This window comes from Mesorhizobium sp. M6A.T.Cr.TU.014.01.1.1, assembly GCF_004022765.1.
GTDB classification, from domain to species: domain Bacteria; phylum Pseudomonadota; class Alphaproteobacteria; order Rhizobiales; family Rhizobiaceae; genus Mesorhizobium; species Mesorhizobium mediterraneum.
Genome location: NZ_RZPG01000039.1, coordinates 1 through 23,804, shown reverse-complemented (window position 1 = coordinate 23,804; position 23,804 = coordinate 1). Strand labels below are relative to the sequence as shown.

18 protein-coding genes and 1 pseudogene are annotated in these 23,804 nt (G+C 58.8%); 10 read left to right on the top strand and 9 right to left on the bottom strand.

What is annotated here, in order from left to right; all coding sequences use genetic code 11:
* Nucleotides 1-135: 135 nt before the first annotated feature.
* Genes EN885_RS30475 through EN885_RS30465 form a run of 3 tightly spaced genes read right to left on the bottom strand, consistent with a single transcriptional unit; the run spans nt 136 to nt 3,123 of the window.
* On the bottom strand, nt 136-741 hold the full coding sequence (locus EN885_RS30475) for a Pycsar system effector family protein (protein WP_128243861.1): 606 nt from the start codon (nt 739-741) through the stop codon (nt 136-138).
* Nucleotides 728-1,495: an E2 domain-associated cysteine-rich protein gene (locus EN885_RS30470; protein WP_128243860.1), complete on the bottom strand. Its 768-nt coding sequence runs from the start codon at nt 1,493-1,495 to the stop codon at nt 728-730. Before EN885_RS30470 ends, EN885_RS30475 begins: the two co-directional genes overlap by 14 nt.
* Before the next feature lie 41 nt (nt 1,496-1,536).
* The gene (locus tag EN885_RS30465) at nt 1,537-3,123 is read right to left on the bottom strand and encodes an adenylate/guanylate cyclase domain-containing protein (protein WP_245493175.1); all 1,587 of its coding nucleotides are present in this window, start codon (nt 3,121-3,123) and stop codon (nt 1,537-1,539) included.
* Between the two features lie 643 nt (nt 3,124-3,766).
* Between EN885_RS30465 and EN885_RS30460 the strand changes: the two genes are divergently transcribed.
* The 4 genes from EN885_RS30460 (at nt 3,767) to EN885_RS30445 (ending at nt 8,734) form a co-directional block, all read left to right on the top strand.
* Entirely contained in the window at nt 3,767-5,320 is a 1,554-nt protein-coding gene (locus EN885_RS30460) for a trimethylamine methyltransferase family protein (RefSeq protein ID WP_128243859.1), read from the top strand.
* A gap of 8 nt (nt 5,321-5,328) precedes the next feature.
* Nucleotides 5,329-6,438, top strand: coding sequence for a mandelate racemase/muconate lactonizing enzyme family protein (locus EN885_RS30455; protein ID WP_128243858.1), 1,110 nt, complete (start codon nt 5,329-5,331; stop codon nt 6,436-6,438).
* Nucleotides 6,438-7,490: a GlxA family transcriptional regulator gene (locus EN885_RS30450; RefSeq protein WP_126063899.1), complete on the top strand. Its 1,053-nt coding sequence runs from the start codon at nt 6,438-6,440 to the stop codon at nt 7,488-7,490. The genes EN885_RS30455 and EN885_RS30450 overlap by 1 nt, the downstream gene beginning before the upstream one ends.
* Before the next feature lie 509 nt (nt 7,491-7,999).
* A complete protein-coding gene (locus EN885_RS30445) occupies nt 8,000-8,734 on the top strand; it encodes a LuxR family transcriptional regulator (RefSeq protein ID WP_128243857.1) in 735 nt (244 codons plus the stop codon).
* Between the two features lie 170 nt (nt 8,735-8,904).
* Here the strand turns inward: EN885_RS30445 and proB are convergent, their stop codons facing one another.
* Together proB and EN885_RS30435 are read right to left on the bottom strand one after the other, a co-directional pair.
* Nucleotides 8,905-9,852, bottom strand: a complete 948-nt coding sequence (gene proB, locus EN885_RS30440; RefSeq protein ID WP_245493173.1) for a glutamate 5-kinase — start codon at nt 9,850-9,852, stop codon at nt 8,905-8,907.
* A gap of 607 nt (nt 9,853-10,459) precedes the next feature.
* Entirely contained in the window at nt 10,460-10,768 is a 309-nt protein-coding gene (locus EN885_RS30435; RefSeq protein ID WP_126063901.1) for a DUF2285 domain-containing protein, read from the bottom strand.
* 116 nt (nt 10,769-10,884) lie between these two features.
* Between EN885_RS30435 and EN885_RS30430 the strand changes: the two genes are divergently transcribed.
* A complete protein-coding gene (locus EN885_RS30430; protein ID WP_126063902.1) occupies nt 10,885-11,118 on the top strand; it encodes a helix-turn-helix transcriptional regulator in 234 nt (77 codons plus the stop codon).
* A 1,190-nt stretch (nt 11,119-12,308) separates the two neighbouring features.
* On the opposite strand, the gene EN885_RS30425 is transcribed toward EN885_RS30430, so the two are convergent.
* Nucleotides 12,309-12,575, bottom strand: a complete 267-nt coding sequence (locus EN885_RS30425; protein ID WP_128243856.1) for a DUF2285 domain-containing protein — start codon at nt 12,573-12,575, stop codon at nt 12,309-12,311.
* A gap of 109 nt (nt 12,576-12,684) precedes the next feature.
* On the opposite strand from EN885_RS30425, the gene EN885_RS30420 reads away from it, so the two are divergent.
* Complete coding sequence (locus EN885_RS30420; RefSeq protein ID WP_029354714.1) at nt 12,685-12,903, top strand: helix-turn-helix transcriptional regulator; 219 nt, start codon at nt 12,685-12,687, stop codon at nt 12,901-12,903.
* A gap of 737 nt (nt 12,904-13,640) precedes the next feature.
* Here the strand turns inward: EN885_RS30420 and EN885_RS30415 are convergent.
* Nucleotides 13,641-14,339, bottom strand: coding sequence for an OmpW family protein (locus tag EN885_RS30415; protein WP_024505687.1), 699 nt, complete (start codon nt 14,337-14,339; stop codon nt 13,641-13,643).
* A gap of 38 nt (nt 14,340-14,377) precedes the next feature.
* Nucleotides 14,378-16,540: a prolyl oligopeptidase family serine peptidase gene (locus EN885_RS30410; protein WP_128335247.1), complete on the bottom strand. Its 2,163-nt coding sequence runs from the start codon at nt 16,538-16,540 to the stop codon at nt 14,378-14,380.
* Between the two features lie 976 nt (nt 16,541-17,516).
* On the opposite strand from EN885_RS30410, the gene EN885_RS30405 reads away from it, so the two are divergent.
* Nucleotides 17,517-19,442 (top strand): potassium transporter Kup, encoded by a 1,926-nt coding sequence (locus EN885_RS30405; protein WP_128243853.1) that lies wholly within the window; start codon nt 17,517-17,519, stop codon nt 19,440-19,442.
* Between the two features lie 303 nt (nt 19,443-19,745).
* Nucleotides 19,746-20,266: pseudogene (locus tag EN885_RS34450) on the top strand (OB-fold nucleic acid binding domain-containing protein); the annotation flags it as partial.
* A gap of 1,217 nt (nt 20,267-21,483) precedes the next feature.
* Here EN885_RS34450 and EN885_RS34445 read toward each other — a convergent pair.
* Nucleotides 21,484-21,648 carry a hypothetical protein gene (locus EN885_RS34445; protein WP_245462025.1) on the bottom strand — a complete coding sequence of 55 codons (165 nt, stop codon included), beginning with the start codon at nt 21,646-21,648 and terminating at the stop codon, nt 21,484-21,486.
* Nucleotides 21,649-21,701: 53 nt separating this feature from the next.
* Between EN885_RS34445 and EN885_RS34440 the strand changes: the two genes are divergently transcribed.
* Entirely contained in the window at nt 21,702-22,052 is a 351-nt protein-coding gene (locus EN885_RS34440) for a UvrD-helicase domain-containing protein (protein WP_245465695.1), read from the top strand.
* 339 nt (nt 22,053-22,391) lie between these two features.
* The gene (locus tag EN885_RS30390) at nt 22,392-23,747 is read left to right on the top strand and encodes an NAD(P)-dependent oxidoreductase (protein ID WP_128335246.1); all 1,356 of its coding nucleotides are present in this window, start codon (nt 22,392-22,394) and stop codon (nt 23,745-23,747) included.
* Nucleotides 23,748-23,804 lie beyond the last annotated feature (57 nt).

Sequence of the window (23,804 nt, the reverse complement as noted above, 5' to 3'; positions counted from 1 at the left end):
TACAGGCGACTCAGGAATCCCACCGAAGTGACGTTGGCCTCAGGCTCTTCTTGATAGAAGCGCTGCCCCGCGATCACGTGAAAACCTTTCCTTCACAATCTAAAATAACTCGGCATCTTTTGACCGCCTGAAGAGTTAACTGGCTACCTGAAGCAATCTTTTAGCGGTCGTCCAAATAGTTTGAAGAGCCCAGACCACCGGGGGGGCCGCCATGCAAATGAATGAAGCTAGGACGAGTCGGCCGGCGGCGTTGAAAGTCTTGAATTTACGATTTGCGATGAGAGCCTGCACGGCGACCTGGAGCGCTAGGTCGTCCAAATAGTCGTCGGTGGCGGATTGACCATCCTCCGGAAAATACCGCCTCCTGGCGGCTTCACCGAATTCCTCTGATCGCAGTTTTGCGATGTCGCCGAAATATAGGAGGTTCGCCGATCCATCCACGGTCCGATGAAAGTGATGTAGGAATTTTGGTAAGAATGAAGTCAATGATATGACAGCCGCTACGGCCAATAGAGGAAGAACAACAAGGAATGCTGCTCGGTAGCCCATGGGCGGTTCGTCCAAGGATCGGAGTATAGTGATAATCGATCCCATCCAAACCGAGCAAAAGGTGAGCAGGGCTGCGTTCTTCGTTTCTGCAAATTTCACGAGGTCCAGCATCAGCCCATGGCTGGCGGAGAGCAGTTTCTCATAACTGTCTTGCTGATCATTTCTGGCCATCGCAATCCTACGCAGCTTCATTGAGTTGCACGCCTAGAATGTTGGCGAGAGGACAGTTGTCCATTGTCCCGCAGCATTTCAGCGTCGAGTTTTTGAAACTGTTGAAGAACGCCCGCTCAGCCTCACGCCAGCCATCTAACGCTAGGACGAAATCTGCGAGGACTTTACCGTGATCTGAGCAGGCGGAAATTGGGCGGTTCTCATGGCCGCATTTGCATCTTTGCCGAAGCGTCATGACGCGACGCTCCTTTCGCACGACTGAAAGCAGCCTCTTACCGTCCAAGTGCAGTCGCACTCGGCGCTCATTGTTTACCCGCTTCTCCACGGTCGAAAAACGGTCTTCCCGAAGAAAAGCTATGTACGCTTGGCCGAGGTTGGACGCATTGAATTCCGCGACCGCTTGAAGTTTCGCAGCCTCTGACCCGTGGGCCCTAGCATCGGCCTTTCCAGGCCATGAGCGTATTACCGCGGCGGCGCCTTGCCTAAGGAGAAAAAGTAGCAACTTCCGCCACCATCCAGCCGCCGCCTCATGACTGTCGATGGTATGAGGCTCGAGCTCCGCCCAAAAAAGACAGAAGCTTCCGTCGAAGTTTATGTGGCGTTCCGGGCAGAACGATGGAAGATGGTCCGGTTTCGATTCGCGAGCTTTAACCGTCTCGCCGACCCTCTTGACATCGATAAGAAATTTAGTCCCTGGGGCACCGGAAGCAAGCGGGGGCTGGACAGCAAAGATTGCGCTCTCGCCATTCTCGCGGATGAAGACGGCATGGTTCAAGTTTGCAGTCTCAGCCAATAGCCAAACGGCCGACATCGGTGTTAGCACTTCTCCCAGTAAGGTCGGAACGGCTCTTCGGCAGCTCTGGCTATTGAAGGACTCACCACCACGTAAGCGGCAGCGTGTATGGCTTTGGCCACCTTGTTTTCATCGGCAACGAGCGCTTCTAGCACCACATCATACGTGAGACCTGACTTTCGCCTCGACGTTCCGAAGAGCGTGCGCACCGATGCCGGGCCTCCGTCATATGCGGTTTGGCCGATTGCCGTCTGCTCGCCAGTGCAGCGCTTCTGTTCGTCCTCTGATCCTAAGACTGCTCGTCCTGTGGAGCAGCGAACACGATTGCCCTGCATGCCAAGTCGAGTGATGGCAGTTGGTCCATACTCAAAACCAATCGCCAATCCCAGACCGTCCGTATCTACGTTATTCGCGCGCAGCCGCTCAAGCGCTAGGTCGAAGCTGCTCCTGAAGGCACCGGCGCAAAGTGTTCCAGTCGATACCGTGTCCTCGGTGTAGGTCTGAAAGGCGGTACCCTCCATCAAATGGCCATGGATGCAGTCACCGATGAACCTGATACGACGTCCCGAGAAGTCGGAAGAAAGAACCCGATCAAGTTCTGAGCGGATGACATGGAGACAGCGAACAACGTCTTCCGGATCATCGTCGATATGGGCGTCCACATAGGCTGTGAAATTGTCGACGTCAGCGTAGACCGAAATCGTCTCCATCCGTCTTGAGTTGCCCGCGGTCAGCAAAGGGATGTCGAGAGCTCGCAGGGGTGGCGTGACTCGCGTGAAGACAAAGGAGCCGATTGGATTGTTCTTGTTGTCGGCGTGCCAATCCGACACCAGGGTGTCCTTGCTCAAGCCGAGCTGCGCTGCATCCTGGCACTCGGAGATCTCTGCGTCGGTCAACGGCGTAAGCGGTATGTCCCCAGCATCGAGCTCTTCGAGGCCTATTGCAGATCGTGCCTCGTTGCTGAGATAGATTCCAACGTCATTTCCGTTCGACGCGATCTTTGCGGCCATGTTGGCAGGGCGGCCAAGGAATAGCGGTTCTCGGTTGCCGTTGCGGCCGTTGTTGACGACCAACGCACGGCCGCTGTCTATGCCAATACGAACCTGCGCTGCGGGGATGTTCTCATCATCGTCGCCCGTTTCCTGCAGGACGTCGCTGATCAACCGTGCAATCGCCACCGCTCGGTTCACGCGGTCGCCTTCCGAATCCTCGCCGTAGGGCTTGGCGACGACCGCGTGGGGGCGCTGGTTATGAAAATCGACACGCAGGGCATCCGACGCTGATAAGATTCTGTGTACGGCCCTGTAGTGAAGATTGAGAAAGCGGAGTGTCCTCTTATGGCAGGTCTCTCCTTCCGTCGCGGTGCTTTTAAGCATGTCTCGAAGGTTCAAAATGTCGGCGTAGAGGTGAACAGCATCTATTCGGTAGGCTTTGTTCGTCGGTATGGACGTCAGTGACGTATCCCGCTTGTAGTCGGCGACCGTCACCGTTTCAACGTCCTTGATGCGGGCATCAATGGCATTTTTAGCGCGGTCATATTTCCAACTATTCGACAATTTTCGACTCCATTCATCTTTAGGCGCCCGGGGCGCCTCACAAGCTTCGATCAAATTTCCTGTCCGTCTATTTCGCATAGAAGCGTCGAGATTGTGCGCCGGGAGAGATGCCCTCCTTGCGTTCAATTCGCTGTTTGTTCTGACAGAGATTTTCCAAACGCCTTTGCATCTGGGAAAAGCGGTTCTTTACAAAAAAGCCTCAGTCACCTCTTGGACGGGGAAACATGTCGAGGCGTACACTCGTCTCATTCGAGGCCAGTTTTACTGCAAGACGTTGCGTCAAACCGATACTTGGGCCGGCTCAGGAGCAACAGGGCTGTCCCAGATCCCGCAAATTTCACCATGCTGCGAATCCAGCCCCAAACGTACGCAACGTTGTCGTCTAGAGTCACAATTTTGAGTCCCACCAACACCAACCAACACTTGCTAGCACGGAACCGCACAAGGTCGTTGGCGCAAAAAAGTAGTCTCACGATTGAATTTTTTTCCTCGACGCACTCGTCGAGTGTGCACCCGTGACCTGCCTTCGGCGGGAACCGGTCTTTCTTGTCGATGCGAGCTATCTGATCGGACGGCCCGACCACGGCCGCGCGTTAGTCAACAGACGCGTGAGACTTTTGCAGTAGGTCAAAGCTTCGGGCTCCAGCAATAGTTGAGGCCGGCTCACACGGGCCGTACCGTTAATCTGGAGGCCGGCATGACTGCTCAGCTACAACTTTCTCGTAGAGGAGGGCGGGAAGCGCGGCGGACGATCCGCATGGCGCCGAAGGTCGACATGTTGCCGACGCTGAAGCGCGGCCTGCCGGTCGTAGAGCCGATGAATGCCGAGCAGGTTGAGCGCGTTCACGAGGCTTCTCTCGCGATCCTTGAAGAAGTAGGCGTAGTGTTTCGCGATCCGATCGCAATCGAGGACTGGAAGAGAGCCGGAGCGGACGTGCGGGCGGATGACCGCGTTCACCTCGACCGCGGCTTGGTCATGGAACTTATCAAGACCATCCCCCCCAAAGTCGAATATTTCGCTAGGGATCCGGCGAAGAATGTCGCGCTCGGCGGCAACAAATCTATCTTTGTGCCTATGACCGGCGCGCCTTACATGCGCGATCTAGATGACGTCCGGCGTGGCCCGACGATCGCGGACCTTGGGACCTTTCACAAGCTAGCGCACATGATGCCGGCGTTGCATTCATCGGCGCACCACATCGTGGAGCCAATGGACATTGTTGTCGCGCATCGGCACCTGCACATCACCTATTCGTCAATGAGGCATTCCGACAAGATATTTATGGGCATGACTACTTCGCCCAAAAATGCGGAGGATGTGCTTGATATGTGCGAGATCCTGTTCGGCGAAGGCTTCCTCGACAAGCATGCAGTGACCACCGGAAACTGCAATGGCAATTCGCCGCTCGTGTGGGACCAGGTTATGCTGGGCGGCATGCGTGCTTTCTGCCGGCGCAATCAGCCCGTTCTGTGCTCGCCATTCGTTCTCGGCGGCGCTAATACGCCGGCCTCCACCGCGGCGGCGGTGGCTCAGCTCAATGCGGAGGCGCTTTCTGCACTCGCGTATACGCAGGTGGTCCGGAAGGGCTGCCCCGCGATTTATGGGCACTATCTGTCGACCGTGTCGATGCAATCGGGAGCGCCGATGGCGGGGACGCCGGAGATATCGCTCATGAACTTCATGATCGGTCAGATGGCTCGCCGCTACAATGTCCCTTGGCGTACCTCAAACCTGCTCGGCGGCGCCAAGGTCTTCGATGCGCAAGCCGGCTATGAGAGTGCGATGACGATGATGGCCGTGCTGATGTCAGGCGCAAACTACATTTGGCATTCGGCTGGCTGGAATGAAGCCGGTATGCACTGCTCGATCGCGAAGTTCGTCGTCGACGCCGAAGTCTGCTCTATGGGCTATCGCATGACCCAAGGCATCCAGTGGGACGACTTTGACGAAGCCTTGGCTGCGGTCCGCGATGTCGGGCCCGGCGGCCATTACTTTGGACATCCGCATACACAGGCGAACTTCGAGAAGGCCTTCTTTATCCCGAAACTGTTTGACAATAACTCGATCGAGCAGTGGTACGCCGATGGCTCCAAGGACATCAAGCAACGCGCGCTCGATCATGCACGCCGTCTTCTGGACGAATATGAAGAACCTAAGCTCGATGTCGCGAAGGACGAGGAATTGCGCGCGTATATCGATCGTCGCTCACGGGAAATCCCCGCCGTCGATGCCCTGAATGAAGACTTCTGACCCACGTCATGCGCATCGATCACATCAACCTTTATACCACTCGGCTACCGGTTAAGGGCGGCGTCTACCGTATGGCGAGCGACGAGGTGGAGTCGCTGGACAGCACGCTTCTCGAGATAGTGACCGATCACGGACTCACGGGCTGGGGCGAAACCTGTCCAGTTGGGCCGCTATATCAACCGCATCATGCATTGGGCGCCCGCGCAGCGATAGCCGAAATCGCCCCGGGGCTCGTCGGTTCTGAGATAGCCTCGATCAGGCTTCTAACAAAACGCATGGACGAACGCCTCAACGGGCATGGCTATGCCAAGGCAGCGTTCGACATGGCGCTCCTGGACCTCCTCGGCCAGCAGCTAGGCGTTCCGGTCTCGACTCTCTTGGGCGGCGCGCTGACCGACCGCGTTCCAGCCTACTATTCGCTGATCGTCGGCGCACCGGATGAAACCGCTCGAATTGCCGCCGATAAGCTGAAGGCGGGCTACTTGCGCCTTCAGGTCAAGATCTCGGGGCGCTCTCTCGAAGAGGACGTGGCCACAATTCGCAAAGTTTGGGAGGCAGTCGGTTACAAAGCGCGCATCGCTGTGGATGGCAACAGAGGCCTCACTGTCGCTTCTGCAATCCATCTTGATCGGCTATGTGAGGCAATCCCGTTTGTTTTCGAACAACCTTGCAACACTATGGATGAGGTCGCCACACTGAAGGGCAGGGTAACGCACCCTATATATCTGGACGAGAACACAGAGGATCAGAATGCCGTACTCAAGGCGATCTCCCAGGGCATCGCTGACGGCTTTGGCTTCAAGATCACTCGCCTTGGAGGCCTCACAAAGATGACGGCCGTTCGCGACCTTTGTGCCATCCGCTCCTTGCCGCATAGCTGCGACGACGCCTGGGGTGGCGACATCATTGCGGCGGCCTGCGTCCATCTCGCCGCGACCGTAGAGCCGTGCCGCATGGAGGGTGCCTGGATCGCGCAGGAATATATCGACGGACATTTCGACGCGAAGAACCCGGTTGTTATCGAAAAGGGTCACATCGCCGTGCCGCAACTGCCAGGCCTCGGCGTCAAACCGGAAGCCGGCATGTTCGGCAAAGCATTGGTCACATACGGATCCTGATGAACGCGCCTGCCAATATCAGTGTCATAAAGTCGTGGGCCGCGCCGGCGATTTCGGCGGCCGGCCGACCGTTTGATCTAGTGGTTCTGGTGCTGCCCGGGTTCTCGCACTTGGCGCTTCACGCTTACCTCGAACCGTTCCGAATCGCCAATACGGTGTCGCGGCTGCCCCTGTTCCGGTGGCGAATCGCCGGCCTTGACGCCCGGCCTATTGAGGGCGCCAACGGCCTTTCGGTTGCTGTCGATTTCGCAATAGACGAGCTGGTATTAGGCGCCGAAGATCGCAGACCGAACCAGCTCGCTATTATGACGGGCGAGCCGGTCGAACGGCAACTGACACCTGAGCTCAATGGATTCCTGCGAACGATGGCGCGTCGCGGGGTGCCGATATCTGCCGTTGGGACAGCGACATGGCTGCTTGCTCGAATGGGCCTTCTGGCAGGCACACGCTGTACGATTCACTGGTCGCGCCTCGCTGCGTTCGCCGAAGTGTTCAACCAGGCTCGTGTAAGCGATTCCTTGTTTGTCAAGGACGGCCAGTATTCAACCTGCGCAGGAGAACTGGCAGCCTTCGACCTGGCCGTGGATCTGATCGGCAGCCATGCCGGCGGGTATATTGCCCAGGAGGTCTGCCGCCACGCGACAGTTGAAGGTCAGCGCTCAGGTTCAAACCGCCAGACCGGCCCAGCGGGCCTGGCCTTTGTCGGCGTGAGCGACAAGCTCCTGATGGCAATGCGGATCATGGAAGAAAACGTGGAGTTCCCGCTCGCAATGGACGAGGTCGCGCAAAAAGCCGGAGTGTCACGGCGCCAGCTGGAACGCTTGTTCGCTTCCCATATTGGACTTCCGCCGGTGCGTCACTATCTCCGGATTCGAACAGAGCATGCAAAGCGCCTGATCGAAGGCACACGGATGCCCATCATTGACGTTGCCATGGCCTGCGGGTTCATGTCTGCTTCGCACTTCGCAAAGTGCTTCAGAATCTTCAATGGAATGTCGCCGCAGCAGTGTCGAGCGAGAGTACCGGCCTGGGTTGGTCCCGGCTTAAGATGATAGACTGGCAATTTGAACTTTACGGAACGGCGGCATCCGTATGATCTTTGAAGTCGATCTGCCCAGCAACACACAGAAGCGGCGCAACTACGTTCCAGATCACAGTGCCCAGAGCGGCGAAGATGAGCGCCTGTCATTCTCTTCTTCGTGCGGAGCGACGTTGACGCAGCAACCTCTGGACTGATGATTCCTTTAGATGCCGCTGACCATGATGGCGCAGGATGACTTCTCACCACTGATGCAGGGGCGCTGTGTCGTTTCACTCCGAGAGGGCTCTCTCATTGCACAATTGCGTTTGGAGAGATGCTCAAGCGTCGCGGAGATAGCCGTCCCAAGGTCCAGCGTAGTTGCCATTGGGATCATCGGAGCGAAGATCCAGACGTTGCGCCATTCTGCAAGACTGTCAGGCGGCCCATGCAGAGATGCGGGCAGCGGTTAAGCGGGTCGCTTTACCGGGCCTCCAGTCGGCGTGGCGCGCAACAGACAGGTGGAGAAATTGAGTCAGGACAATGACAAAGGATATGCCGCTTGTATTCGAGACATTTCTGGAAAGGCTCTCGGAGAGCGTCGACGAAACAGATTTTCGGGATGCCTTGGCCAGCGCGGCCTCAAAATTTGATCTACTCACGTTTGCCTATCTATCCCTGCCCTCACAACCTTCCGGCGAGCCCAAGTTGATCTCAAATTATCCGCGTCCCTGGACAGCGCACTATCTGCGAAACCAGTATCAGAGAGTCGATCCCGTCATCATGCGTGCGCGACTTGCCGAACGTCCATTCCAATGGGAATGCGACCTTCGTGGCTTTGAGAAATCGAAGGTTCAGCAAAGGCTGTTCGCTGAAGCGGCAGAGTTCGGCATCTGCTCTGGATTGACGATCCCGATTGTCGATCGCAGAGGCCGTGTTGCTGCGATGACCTTTGCAGCGCGTGAGCCGTCCGCTTTACTGCGCGTCGCCGAGCGGTATGAGCAGGCGCTCCAACTCATGGCAATGTGCTTTCACATTCATATTCGCCGCAAACTCTCTGTCAATCGAACGGTGGACGGCATTTTGTTGACACCACGTGAATATGATTGCCTGCGGTGGGCGGCGCGCGGCACGTCCGCCTTGGATACGGCCTGCATCTTGGGCATCACGGCGCGAACGGTCGCTTTTCATCTGGATAATGCCAGGAATAAGCTCGGCGTGCGCACCAAAAACCAGGCCGTAGCGCTGTTAGCCTCCTCACGATCTTCAATTCTCTAGATTAGTAAACTGCTTCGACCTTGGTTCCTCTATGCTTTGCACAGGCCGCTTCAGTAGGTGCACTAGCCTCCGATGGCAGGCTCATTCCTTGCGCAACATTGCGCCAGATAGCATTGCAAGCCCGTCCGCGAATTGACGGTCGCTGGAGTTATTCAGGCGGCCAGAGTTCATCAAAGGTCCCCGCGAATAGCTTTATCTTTGGCGATCGGAACAAACGACGTCGATGGCGAACCGTTCTCGATGGCGGCGAGCGGGTAAGGTTCGGTTCCTCTCGCAATGACCATGCCGCATCCCGCGCCCATGGCTATCTTTGCTGCCATTAACTTTGTTACCATGCCACCCGAACTATAGCGGGTGAGAGAATGACCCGCCATGGCCTCTATCTCGGGGGTAATGCACCGCACTTCTGTCACGAGACGAGCCAACGGATTGTCGTGCGGGTCTTCCGTGAATAGGCCATCTACGTTAGAAAGCAAAATTAAAAGGTCGGCATTTACCATCTGCGCGACCCGTGCCGCCAGCCGGTCATTGTCGCCAAAGCAGATCTCGGCCGTTGCGGTCGTGTCGTTCTCGTTGATGATGGGTACGGCCCCGATTTTGAGAAGTTGTTGAAGGGTCGACCATGCATTGTGCCGGCGATTCTGGTTCTCTATGTCTTGGCTGGTCAATAACATTTGCCCCGACGCAAAACCATGGCGCTTTAATCTCTGTTCGTAAGCAAGCATAAGTCGAACCTGACCAATTGCCGCCGCCGTTTGCTTCTCCTCAATTCTGAGTGGTCTGTCTAACCCATCGAATTGACAAGATCCAAGCGCGACAGCACCGGATGTGACGAGAATCACCTGCTGCCCGCGTGAGAAAAATCGGGCGACATCGGCTATTAGCGACTCAAGCCAAGCGCCGCGCAGCTTTCTCGTTTGTGGATCGACAAGCAGTGCAGAGCCAATCTTCACGATGATCCGGCGAGCTGAAAGCAATTGGCCCGCGCTTGTAGTTTTTTGGATTGGGTGTTGCTGCCATGGCAGGGAAAACATTTTTTCAATCTCTTGGTATCCAAACAGGCGGCTGTGCGGCCTTGCAGGATGATCAGCTTTCAACTTCTTTGTATGACCTAACACTTTCGGGGCCGCCGAAGACTTGCTGAGGAACGTACCACTTGTCAGTGATTTCGGTCGTGAAGAGTCTTTAAATTCGTTGTAACCGGGGGTTCACGATGATTAAAGGCGCGCATGGTGCCCTTGCTGCCGCGTTAGCTGCCAGTTGCCTTGCCAGTTCATTTGGTCAAATCAGACTGCTGCGGCGATCGAGCAGCGAAACTCGGGGTCTGCACGTTGCGTGCCCAGCCCAAGTCGAATAGCGCCTCGCCGTTGATTGCAATTCGGATATTCAGCGGCCCGAATCTGTTCGGCACTCTGTCCATACCCAACCATACTACTGCGGGGAGCGAGGCTACGAGGAACTGCGGGGTTGTCGTCGCATCATCCAGCGAGATCGCTAAGGACGCACAGGCAACTGCCAAACCCTGTTTCGCTGGAAGAGCGCTCTCGCCGCCTCGGCTTCGTCCTGCGGGCGCTCAACGGTTCGCCTGCGGGTGATTCCCACCGGAAAATTGCGTCGGCCAACCGCGGGTCGGCGCCTACTGGAAAGGTCCTCCCGATCATCTGTGCGACCGCGTTCGCTGCGCCGTGGCCATGTGCCGATGAATGGCGGTAGCCAGTTCGTTGCTCAAGAAGCGAACGCCTTGCCCTTTTCGTCAGCCCGGAACAGTTCCTTGTAGCCGGTCGTAATCATCCAGTTCGCCCGGTCGATATGGCTGTGAATAGCTTTGCGGGCGCGCCCCGGTTCAAGTGCCGGGTCAATACCGAGAATGAGATCGGCCATCTCCTCTACGGTAGCATTGTCGGCGCAGGCGTCGAGGATCCTCAGATAGATTTTGAAATGCTGCCTGTCATAGCTCGTGAGGCTGTCTGACCAAGGGACCTCGTCGAGCAGTGTTGAGCTTTCAGTCCAATCTGTTCCCGTTGTTCGATTCATGTCTGCCGCGAACCTCGCATCTTGATCGCTGGATCCAAGGCAGAATATCCCAAAATGGGATAATCCGAAACGGGGATTAGTCGCTGAGCCGGTCTTCACCTGACCGGTTCACCTTAATGCCCAAATCTCTTCGATCTTCCCGCCACCAGCGGTTTCTGACCCAGTTGATCTCACTGCGCAAGGTCAAAGGACTGACGCAGGCGCAGGTGGCTGAGAAGCTTGGTCGTCCGCAATCCTTCGTGGCGAAATATGAGGGTGGAGAGCGGCGTCTCGATATCATTGAGTTTCTCGACGTAACTGCGGCCCTCGACGCTGATCCGTGTGAGATTCTGTTGAGCCTGCGGACGTAGGGGGCGCCCGCGCCCATCACGCGTGCCGGGTGCCAGTGGGTCGCTCCCCGCTTTTCTTGGCTCAGGGCGTCTCGACCATTTCCGCTGCGCCTCCTAGCGCGCGTCGTAAGACTCTCGCAATTCTCTCTGTTGCGCCTTCCAGCAGGTGGCGCCGCATCCTTCTAGGCCCGCCGCGGCGTCCCGCAACCCTAGCTAGCTGTGAGCTTCGGGTCATTCTCCTCGTTCCGGTCCTTCGGATGCGGTGCGGCTCAGACGGCGGGTCCGTTCCTGTCATGACTCGCCGCCGCACCGCTTCCTGGGAGCAGCGATTGGCGAGCGGAGGACAAAACGATGAGACAGAAGCGTACCGCCAGCGAAGAGCAGGCGAGGGCGGGCGCCATGTCCTCAAATCCCGCTCTGCGGCCAGCGAAACGCCGGAATCGTTCCTGTCTCCGTCTTGTTGAGGCCAGTTGCGCGGGAATGGTCCCAAACCGCTGCCCAAGCGGGCGCGCCCATAGGTGGCGCAATGCTATCGGTCGTGGTCACGACCAGTCCGGGGACCCCGCGGCCGGGCTACACTTAACTAGTGTCCCGCAAGGTCACCCTTGATGCCGCAAGCTGCCCGTTGAGCCACGCTTCGGCATGCTGCGCATAATTATGCCGACCGCCTGCGTCATCACGCTTGTCTGCCTGCGAATCCACGCGCGGGGAAGGCAAGTTGCCCGGGACCACAAGGATTGCGGCGGTTATCGTCACACCCGTCCGGCGAGATCGCTGTTCGACGTGGCGAGGCTGGCATGCTGCGCAACGGCATTTCTGGGGGGGCGCCGCGAGCATATACCCCTGCGGTGCGAGCCCGCATTCCAGCTCGTGCCGCTAGCGTTTTGCTGCCCGTCCGACTCATTATGGACGCGATCTGGCCCGATCGGCGGTTGAAAGCCGCCTCCGGACTCTCTTGAAAGTGTCAACAGTTGCGGCGTAAGGGCGACTGCAAAAAATCCTGTTTCGCTCAAAGCGCGCTGCCGTCGCCTCCGCTTCGTCCTGCAGGCGCTTCGACGCTTGGCTTGCGGGTGCCGAAGCACTGGGCTATCCGCGCCGACTGGAAGTCCTCGCGATCATCTTCGAGCGCATTCGCGCTGTGGTGATGCGTCGATGCAGGGTGGTTACGCGACTTCGTTGCTTGAAGCCAAGCGACCGCACCGCCCATTTCGTCAACTGGCGAACAAATCCTTGTAGCCGCTCGTCACCACCCAGTTTGCGCGGTCGAGATGACTGCGAAGAACGTTCCGTGCGCGCTCAGGTTCGCGTGCCGGATCAATGCCGAGGATCAGATGGGCCATTTCCTCTTCAGTGGCGTTGTCGGCCGAGGCGTCCAGAAGCCTCATATAGGTTGTAAAGTGGTCCTTGTCGTAGGCTGTAATGCGGTCCGACCAGGGGACCTCGTCGGCGAACGGCGTGTTCGATTTGGGCTGTAACATCGCTAATTCGATCTCCGGACAATGGACCCGCGAAGCCCTGTGCCTGCTAAATGTGGATTACATATTATAGTTGATAAACTCAAGGCGCCTGATCCGCTGGCTTGCGTGCATGGATATGCGCAAGTTGGTCGGACGGAATGTGCAGAGGATCAGGCAAAGGAAGCGCCTGACGCAGGAGCAGCTTGCGGAGATTTCCGGGTTCAGTCAGCAGTACATCAGCGGCTTGGAGAAAGGCCGAAGAAATCCGACAATTATCACGATCTATGAACTGGCATTGGCCCTCGGCGTCAGCCACATGGATCTGGTTCGGCCCGACAAACAGGCCTGATGCACCCGCCCTCCAAGTAGCTGGCGGCCTGATGGTGCGCGCCGGGCGCTTGTGAGCCCACGCTTTTCTTAGGTCCCCCGGCAGCCCCTGCCATTTAGCTCGCCCTCGCGCGGGCGCACCCTATTGGACAGTCGGCCGCTGCGTTTTTGTCAGCTTTTCCTGGGACGTGGGGTGGTCGGCATTCCCTTTTAGGCCCGCCGCGGCCTGCCGCAACCTTCGCTCTCGCTTCAGGTCCTTCTCTTGGTTACGGTCCTTCGGATGCGGTCTGCCTCTTTCAGCGGGCCTAATCGCTTTCTGTCGCCCGCCCCACGGGGACAGGCACGCGAGACTAGTATGGAGCGTTGCGGTTAGCGCGCGAACAGCAAAGGAACCGAAAAAACAGGCAACTGTCGCAGCATGGCTGAACCAGCCATCGTGTCGGCATCTAGGAGCCGCGTGTTCGCCTTGCGCTGACACGAAGCTCAGACATAACGTCCGGGAGACGATGCTGGCAAATAGTCTGGCTGAAGCATTCCACCCACAATACCAAAGCCCGTCCCGATCCAAAGCGCTTCTAAGCACTCCATCTCAGGCGCGAGGCCTGCTGGCCAGTGCACCTTCTTGGTCCGCCGGAAGAGAGCCCCGCCCTCGACAATCGGCTTCATGAGGTCTCGCCCTGCAGTGTCGACCGTAAAAAAGGGCGCGCGAGGCGCCCTTCATTTAAACCGGCAGTCGGGAAGCAGACTTCACTCTGATATTCAAAAGCGGTAGGTGACACCTGCGCCTATCAGCCAGGGATCGAGCTCCGCCTTCCCCGTCAGCTTCGCGCCGGCCACCGTGACGTCGAAGTCCGGCTTCAGGAAAAGCTTCTTCACGTCGAAGTTGAGGCCCCAGTGCTGGTCCACCATATAGTCGAATCCGACCTGCAGCGCCGTGCCGAACGTGTTCTTCACCTTGAGAGCATCAGCGCTGCCAGTGTCCTGGTTGTAGAAGATCGTGTAGTTCACGCCGGCGCCGACATAAGGTTTGAACGCGCCGAGATCGGTAAAATGGTACTGCAACGTGAGCGTCGGCGGCAGCAGCCAAACTTTGCCGATGTTGCCCAACCCTCCGATCGTCCCTTGGCCCGCGATGTTGGCATAGGTGGTACCGAGTATGAGTTCGGCGGCGATGTTGTCGGTGAAGAAATACGAGATATCGAGTTCCGGCGTCACCGTGTCCGAATACGAAAGACCGGAGCCGGGAAGCGTATCAACGTAGCCCAGATCTTTCGTAACGACGCCCAACGCCCGCAGGCGGACCTGCCAAGGGATTGGCGCTTCGGTGACCGAGGCTCCCGTCTCCGCCAGGACGGTCTCTGCTTGCGCAGGCTCCGCGGCGACGGCCTGCTGTCCCACCATGATCAGGGCCACCGCCGCTGCTGTTGCCCGCGCTACGCCCATTCGCGTTCTCGCCATGAGATTCACTCCTTGATGTTCAGAAAGGATGCACTGCACTATTTCGTCTCCTGCTCGAATGAATTGTTGATGGACCTCAAATGCCCCACTTGCGTTGCAACGCGTTCCGCCGTCTCCGGAAGGTGATCGTTGAAGCCGATTGCGCTGCGGAGAAAATTGGTGCCTAGACTGATGAATGCGGCTTGCTCCCGATTGTCCTCGCCGCAGCCGTGCCCGCCTGCGCTGGCCTCGTAGAAGTAAGCGGGATAGCCAAGAGCCTGCAGTTTTGCGGCCATCTTGCGCGCATGGCCCGGATGGACGCGGTCGTCGCGTTTCGTGGTGGCGATCAGGATAGGCGGATAGGGCTGTCCCGGCGCTGCGGCGTGATAGGCGGAGATTTCCTTCAGGAAAGCCCAATCGTGAACCTTGTCCGGATCGCCATATTCGTCGATCCAGCTCGCGCCCGCCAAGAGCTTGGTGTAGCGACGCATGTCGATAAGCGGTGCTGTGCAGAACAGAGCCCCGAAATGCTCAGGATAGCGGGTCAGCATGTTTGCGATCAGCAGGCCGCCATTTGAGCCACCCTCGGCGGCAATCCGCCTCGGCAGGGTGATGCCCCTTCGCACGAGGTCGGCGGCAACGGCGGCGAAATCGTCATGGGCGAGACGCTTGCCCTCCCTGCGCCCGGCTTCGTGCCAGCGGGTGCCGAACTCGCCGCCGCCGCGGATGTTCGCCTCGACACACGTGCCGCCGCGCTCGAGCCACAGCTTGCCCAGCGGGGAGTTGTAGTAGGGCAGGAGTGATACGCCGAACCCGCCATAAGCGGAAAGGTGAATCGGAGCATCTCCGTTCCCGTTCGCCGGACCAACCTGCGTATAGGGGATCAGCTCATGATCGATAGAGACTGCCTCGTGGCGCGTGACCACCAGTCCGGATGCATCGAAATTCTCCGGGCTGCGCTTCAGGATTGCTGAAGCGCTGAGAGACGGCGCGGCATTCAGATCGAACAGCAAGAGCTGCGGCGGCGTGATCGGATCCTGAGCACAGATCAGGACCTCTCCATTGGTCTCGTGAACTGCCGCATCGAATGACCAGACGTCGACAGTACCTTCGGCGGGCAGGGTGTTCAGGACTCGGCGCGTCCATTCCTGGTGGCCGGGAGTGAACATCTCGAAACGCGGTGCGAGATTGACGAGGTAAGAGATAATGAGCTTCCCGTCATTCCAGAAGAATGACTGCATGGAGCGCCTTTCCCCTGGTTGAAACAGGGTCTCAAAACGGCGTCCGCCAGCGAGGAAAGAGGAAAGCGAGATGACGATCAGCGCGTCGGCGGGATGGGTGGTGCCTCCCACCGTCCAGGGCTTGCGCGGCCTTACCGCCAGCCAGTCGCCGAAGACCCGCCACGACGCGTCGCGAGGAAGATCGATCTGCCTCCTCGGCCCGCTCCTATCGCCGATCCAGCTGATCTTCTCGAAGAAGGCCGGCTGCTCGATGAACCAAAGGCGCTCGCTGCGGCCGGTGCGGTCCGAATGACCAGACACTTGGAAGCTTTCGAACCCGGCCTCGAAGATTGCCGGCGTGGTGAGGGGATCCGCGTCACGCTTCCACAGTCGAACGGTGCGCGCATAGCCGGAGCGGGTGGCCATGCCATTACCAAGCGCACTGGAAAGCAGAAGCGTGTCAGGGTCCAGCCAATTAACGTAGCCTTTGGCCTCGGGGAGGTTGAAGCCGTCGGCGACAAAGCTCAGAGAGATCAGGTCGAATTCGCGATGCACGACCGCGTCGCTGCCGCCGCGCGACAGGCGCAGAACGGCTCTTTCCCGTCTCTCCGGCTCGATGGACGCGCCGTCCCAGATCCAGTCCTCTCCGTCGCTAGCCGCGAGAGCATCCAGATCGAGCAGTAGCTCCCATTGGGGATCCGCCTTCATGTAGGCGGCAAGGGTGGTCCGGCGCCACAGTCCGCGTGGATTACCGTCATCTCGCCAGTAATTGTAGAGGTACTGACTACGGCGCGCGATCAGGGGAAGATTGTCGCGATTGTCGAAAATGGCTGTCAGAGTCGCGCGGTCGCGCTCGAATTGCGCTCCACTGAAGTGCTTCAGGGTCTTTGCCGATTGGCCGGCGGCCCAGGCAAGTGCCCGCTCGCCCTCTACATCTTCAAGCCAGACATAGGGATCGTCGTCGGGAGCATCCAGCGTTGGACGGACATCAAATGCGTTCATGTCCGGACAGCCTTCAGAAAGAAGGGATAGAGGCTTCCGTTTGATCGGGAACGCTCAGTGCTGGTAGCGGCGCCCACATGTTCGAAAAGCGTGATCATTGATGAGTTCTTCCAGTCGGTGCGGCATCGCAGTGCTTTTGCGCATAGGGACCGCAACCGTCGTGCCAACTGGGAAAATCGTTTCGGAACAACGCGATCGCTCTGGAAGCGTTGTGTCACATGTCCGACATCGTCGAGAATCCGACAACGAGTGCTCCTCCTAATCACCGGATCAACCTCCGGCGCCAGTCGGTGACACCGCATTCCTCTGTCTTTCCAGGAGACGGCGTGGACATCAATGCCGTTCCTCACCGAACCCGCCTCCTAGCCCTTCGCCCATACGTCACGGCCGCCCCCCGGTTTGGCTTCAACCTGAAGGATTACGGCGTCCTCTTCGCAGAGAAGATCGGGTTGTTCGTGGCGCGCGCAGCGGAGCCGAAGGAGCTTTTCTGGGTTGCGGATACTGGCATGTCGATATTACGACCGTGTGTCCTTCGACAAGCTTGGTGGCTTCTTCAACCAGAATCTCGCCGCGGAGATCGAATCGTTATCTGCGCCGCAAAGTGCGGCCGGTGAGCGGCGTGGCCCTGCGTTCCAGTTGGCCACGGTCCTCGCTGGGACGAGCAAGTAAATGGCTTGCGCAGCAATGGTGCGATCACACCTGGAGCACGGCGTCATCAGGAAAGCGCCATCCTTGTGCGCCCACGACACCCTGGTCGCCATCGGCCGCATCGCGGGGGGGCACTGTGGGCGATAACCATTCATTGATCTGGGCGATTGAGGGTTCTGCCGGGGCGCTATTGCTGCTGGGTAGGGCTGGGGGCTGGCGAGTCTACCAAGGCGAGCAACGACAGGCGAGACGGCAGACATTACGTGACGGAACTTGATATTGCAGTGCAGCAAGCGTAGAGCACCGCGCGCTTATCGGAGTGTCGTCCATGGCCCTTACCAATGCTGGTAACGAGGCAGAACCTGTCGAACAATCGAGCCATTCTGAGGTCGAGCAGCACAGCACCAAGGCGCTGATGTTGGGCGCACTAGGTGTCGTTTATGGCGATATAGGCACCAGCCCGATCTATGCATTTCGCGAGGCGTTGCATGCATCAGCGGGTGGCAACGTCGCCAGCCGTGGCGACATCCTCGGCGTACTCTCGCTGATCATCTGGTCCCTGACGATCACCGTGACGATCAAATACATCATGTTCGTGCTCCGCGCCGACAATCGAGGCGAGGGCGGGGTGCTGTCGCTTATGGCGCTGGCGCGCAACAGTTTCCCGACCCGCTCTGCGGTGATCCTCGGCATCGGCATCGGCATCGTCGGCGCGGCGCTTTTTTTTGGCGACGCCGTCATTACGCCGGCAATCTCGGTACTGTCGGCGGTCGAAGGGATGAATGTCGTCACGCCGACGTTCCAACCCTATGTGGTGCCGCTGACACTGGCCATCCTGGCGATCGTGTTTGCGGTACAGCGGTTTGGCACCGGCGGCGTAGGATTGGTGTTCGGACCCGTTACCGCGCTGTGGTTCCTGGCCATCGGCCTTTCCGGGCTCAACCACATCATGGACGACCCGGAAATCCTGCTGGCAATCAGCCCGCATTACATCGTGTCGTTCCTGGTCAACTCGCCTGACGTCGCCTTCGTTACGGTTGGTGCAGTCTTCCTCGCCGTCACCGGAGCCGAGGCGCTCTACGCCGACCTCGGCCATTTCGGCCGCAAGCCGATCGTGCTCGCCTGGCTGGCGATCGTGTTCCCTTGTCTGTTGCTCAATTATGTCGGGCAAGGCGCCTTCGTGCTGGCAAATGGCGGCGTTGTCGGTCATCCGTTCTTCGAGATGAACCAGGGCTGGACGCTTATTCCGATGGTCGTGCTTGCCACGGCGGCGACCGTGATCGCCTGCCAGGCGGTGATCTCCGGCGCCTTTTCGCTGACCAGGCAAGCGGTACAGCTCAACATGCTGCCGCGTTTCGTCATCCAGCACACGTCGGAAAAACAGTCGGGCCAGATCTATCTGCCGCGCATCAACCTGATGCTGGCGCTGGTGGTGATGCTGCTGGTGGTCGGCTTCGGCGAATCCAGCCGGCTGGCCTCGGCCTACGGTATTTCGGTGACCGGCAATATGCTGGTGACGAACATACTGCTTTTTGTTGTGATGACGCGCATCTGGAAATGGCCGCTCGGCGTCGCGATAGCCTTAATGGCGGTGTTCGTCTTCATCGATACCGGCTTCTTTGCAGCTAACATCGTCAAGGTATTCGAAGGCGGCTGGGCCTCGCTTGCCATTGCCGCAGTGATCGTGATGACCATGTGGACTTGGATAAGAGGCAGCAGGTATCTATTTGACAAGACGCGCAGAAACGAGATTCCGCTCGATTTCCTTGCGGGCAATCTGTTGAAGAAGAAACCGCAGCTGGTGTCCGGTACGGCCGTGTTCCTGACCAGCGATCCCGCCAGTGCGCCGACCGCGTTGATGCACAGCCTGAAGCACTACAAGGCGCTGCACGAACAGAACGTCATCCTTTCTGTGGTGACGGCGCAGCAGCCCGTGGTGCCCGACAGCGAGCGGATCAAGATGGAAACGATCAATGAGCTGTTCATGCGGGTGACACTGACCTTCGGCTACATGGAACAGCCTAACATCCCGCGTGCGCTGGCGATCTGCCGCAAGCAGGGTTGGAAGTTCGACATCATGACGACGTCCTTCTTCCTGTCGCGTCGCTCGCTCAAGGCGTCACCCAACTCCGGCATGCCGGTGTGGCAGGACAAGCTGTTCATCGGCTTGGCGCGCACGGCCGCCGACGCGACGGAGTATTTCCAGATCCCGACCGGACGTGTGGTCGAGATCGGAACGCAAGTGGCCGTTTAGGCATGCCCGGTTAAGCAGAATCAATTGGCATTTCGCGAGCCGGTGAATGCCTGACCGGGCGGAGGCCACGATGCTTGCGCCAAACTGGGGTCCGGTTCCAGGCCCGAAGCTTCCGGCCCCGAAAGCCGTCCTTTACGCCTGCGATAATTTCCGTTCCGCATTGTCTTGCCGACCCATCAGTCGAGATGCGCTGAAACGACCTCGCCGGGCAGCACTTATCATTTGAACGTAATCGATGTGCCGCAAGTCCGACCTTCATTCTCCAGTTCACAGGCTAGCGTTGCCAAAATCGGCGTGCCGCCTAACCGGCGCCGCACCGTGACCTGTCAGGATGCTATGCAGGCGCGAGGCAGAAGCTGGCTCGAGGCCGCCGGCCTGGTGCTGGTCCGGCAGCGGCCGGGCTCGGCCAAAGGCTTCATGTTCCTCTGGAGGATGAGACGGGTGCGGCAAACGTCGTCGTCTGGGCCAAGATCTCTCGAGAAATTCCGGCGCGTGCTTCTTGCTTCGGCCATGCTCGGCGTCCGTGGACGCATCCGACGGAAGAGGAGGTGGTGCACCTCGTCGCCCACGAGCTGACCGATCTGTCGGCTGGGCTGGCCAGCGTGGGAAACCGCAAGACGCCGTTTCCGTTGCCGCACAGCCGAGGGACGAGTCTCATCACGGCGGATCGGGCATTGATCCGCGCGGCATGCCGAAGGGGCGCGACATCGTCGATGCAGTATGACCATATCGACCATATCAAGGTCAAGACGCGTAACTTCCGGCAGCGCTTCCGGAGGCCACTTCAGCAGCATGTTGTGCACACTTTTGTCGGACCCTGTTAACTGCCGATTGGCAGCAGGTCACCCCGTGCCGGATCCCAAATGTCGTCGCTCTCAAGCGCAACGACTGCCCGCACCTTTTTAAGTCATCGAGCACCTCCACCGCTGGACGCCGCCCCGTTTCCTGAGCCGGGGCGTAACCGGTGTATTTGTGACTGTCCAGCTCAAACCACTTCAACGATTCCAACGTAGCCATGGCGTCGCCCTTGCGGCCGCGCGTGATGCGAATGATCGTGATCCCATCCTCCCCGCTCGCGTCGATGGAGACACGCTGCCAACGCTTCATCTGCTCTACCCCATCTTGTTCCAAGGCGGTCGTATCATCTCGATGAGCCCTGCCTCGGGGCCGGCGGCCGTTGGCCGGGAGGCCGTTCCACCCGAGCGTCGACGGAACGGCGATGTAACCTCGAAGTGGTCCCGGCGCCCACCTGCTCGGCGGTGATCTCGTTCAGCCAGCCTACCACGCATAACACACTAAGGCTCGCAAGGGGTTGTGAACACTCTCGAACCACTTGCTCACCTCCAAGCGGTGTCTATCAACTCACAACCAATATGACATGTAGGACCGCAGCATGACGATGTTCTGAGACACAATCGAAGCAGCTCACTGACTGGCGTATGCTGGGTGTGCAGGTCCAGACAGATGTGAGACGGATGGCTTGAGAAAAGTTCGGGGGTCTCCGAAGCTGAAGTTGCGAAGATCAAACTTCAGGAGAACCCCCGATGCAGGTTTTTGGCCTGCCGCGTCATGTTATCAGAGCCGGTGCTCTGGCGTCACGGATCGCGGCGAAATCCCTATCGAATGAAGCCGCGATCCGTATGGACGCCGTCAGGCGCTGGCAAAGCGCACGCGCCGCCGGCCTGTCGGCCGGTGACGCGGCCAAAGCCGTTGGTGCCTCGCGCGCCTCCCTCTACCGCTGGGCCAAACAGCCCGAACCCAGATCGCCGCCGCGCCGGGTTCGCCGGCCGCAATGGAGCCCGGCGCTGGTGCAAGCCGTCGAGGAGTTGCGCGGCGACAAACCGATGTGGGGCAAGCGAAAGCTGGCCTGGCTGATCCGCCGCGGAGGCCGTTGCGGTCTCAATCTCCACCATCGGCCGCATCTTCACCAGCCTGATGCGGCGCGGTCTAGTCATGCCGGTCCCGACCTTGCGCCGCAAGCCCGGTGGCCGACGCTTCCGCCTTGTCGGCAAGCGCTACGCCAGACGCCTGCCCAAGGGCCTCAAGTCGAAATGGCCCGGCCAGATCGTCCGATCGACACCGTCTTCGTCAATCTCGCCCCGGCAAGGCCGTCAAGCACTTCACCGCCTACGATCCGGTCGCCAAATGGACCGTCGCCGGCATCGCCGGCCGGGCTCAAGGCGTCCCTGCCGGCTTCGTTCGCCATGCTGAGACCCGGGGGTTCGTCACGCCTACAATGAAGCGTTCGTTGCCGCGGAGGTGCGCAAATTCCAGCCATTTTTCGACTCCTTTTTCGATCAGCAACGCGATGCATGTATCCGCCTGGAGGACAACAATCTGCTCGTCGCCTCGGCCGGGTCGGGCAAATCCGCGACCAGGGTCTGCAAGGTGGCCAATGTCCTGGAAAGGCAGCTCTACCGGCCCGATGAGATCCTGCTTCTGGCCTTCAATAAGAGCGCAGCAGATGAACTCAAGACCGGGATCGCAGGACAGCTACATCGAGGAAAGCGCGCTGGAGTCCCGCGTCACGACGTTTCACCGCTTGGACGGGGCATCATTAAGGAGGTTGAAGGACGCCCGCCCCAGCTTGCAGAAGTTCCACACATTTGAGAAGCGGCGATGTACCCAGCGCTGTCGAACCACATCGGGGCGCCGACTCAGCGTGAATTTCATCACGCTCGGCGACCTTTAAGGGCCAAACCGGCGCTTGGACGCCCACCAGACTCACGTCATGGCTCGGTGCGCAAGATGCGAGCGATCCGTTGCCCTACCCGCACTCTTATACGATTGCCAATTGCGAACTTGCCGCCAACAAAGTGAAGTAAGGTTGAAATAAAAATGTAAACAGTTTTCACAAATATTCCCTTGCTTCTACCGTAAGCCCGGTGTTTTATTGCCTTGATAAGGTCCTCTTTTGGCGCGCAAACCAATAAAATAGCGACTGTACTTATGAAAGGAACCCAAGTGTGTGCCGCAGAGGCTGTAAGCGCCGCTCATTTCCGCAACGTTGAACGCGTAGGATTCATTGGTACGGGCAGCATGGGGCGACCAATGATCGCAAAGCTCCTGCATGCGGGCTATCAGGTGGACGTCTACGACATCGATCCCGCGGCTGCGAAAGACGTGGTCGAAAAGGGAGCACGGTGGCATGACGCACCACGCGACGCGGCGCACGATTGCGAGATCGTCATTACCTGCCTGCCGCTGCCACACGACGTCTTTGACAACATGACTGGCGAGCAAGGCGCTTTGGCCGGAATGGCACCGGGGAGCGTATGGATCGATACGTCCACTACCGACTACCACAATACGATCGAGATCGCCCGCCGGGCGGCAGCAATTGGCGTGCATTCGCTGGAAGCGCCCGTGAGCAACCTGTCCCACATGGGAGTCGATTTCGCCAATGTCAGCTTCTTCGTCGGCGGGCCACCGGAGGCCTATGAGCGTTGCGGGAAGGTGTTGCAAATCATGGGATCCATCTCCTTCCATGTCGGAGACATCGGTCAGGGCCAATCAGTCAAATTACTGACGAATCTACTCTTTTACGCTGCGGCTGTTGCAAGCGGCCATGCGCTCTGCCGAAGTGTGCGCGAGGGCGTTCCAGCGCAGCAGGCGTGGCGTAAGTTTGTCGCGTCGCCCGCAAACTCGGTTGCAGTCGAGCAGTTCGTCCCATTTCTCCTGGATGGCAGCTACGATCGCTCTTGCACTTTGGAGATCACGGTGAAGGACATGGGCTTGACCGTCCAGCTGGCGGACGAACTCGGCGTGGGATTGCCGATCGGGCGCGCGGTCGAAAGGCGCTATTGCGAGGCGGGACGGAAGTTCGACCGATACGACAGCCATCTGCGTGTCGTCGAACTGGCGGAGGTGGTCTTCGGCGTTCGACTAAAAGTGCCGGGCTACCGCGCGCCATCCAAATACGGTGCCGACTCCGCGCATCCGCCGGACCAGGAATTCCTTATCGATCCCGTCGGACGGATCAAACCGAAGCGTGAGCACGTGTTTCCGCTCGGCGACGTCCCACTCAGTGACATCCAGATTCGTTTGCTCAGGTCGCTGGTCGGCGAACTCACCCACGTCAATCGCCTGATCCTTGACGAGGCGTTTGATCTTGGGCGCGGCATGGGCCTGAGCGATGCTCTGATCTGCGACGTTATTACCTGGAGCGTAGGCGCCTCCGCATGGTCGGATACCCATGCTCAGCAATACAGCAACGAACCGCTTATAAAACCAGCCGCGGCAATTGCGCCGCCGATGAGAACTGTACCGCACCTAATTTGCCCCTATACGGAGGAATTGACATGAATACCCTCGATCAGGGGACCGCACTGGAGCAAGCCGCACGCAAACGCATCAAGGATT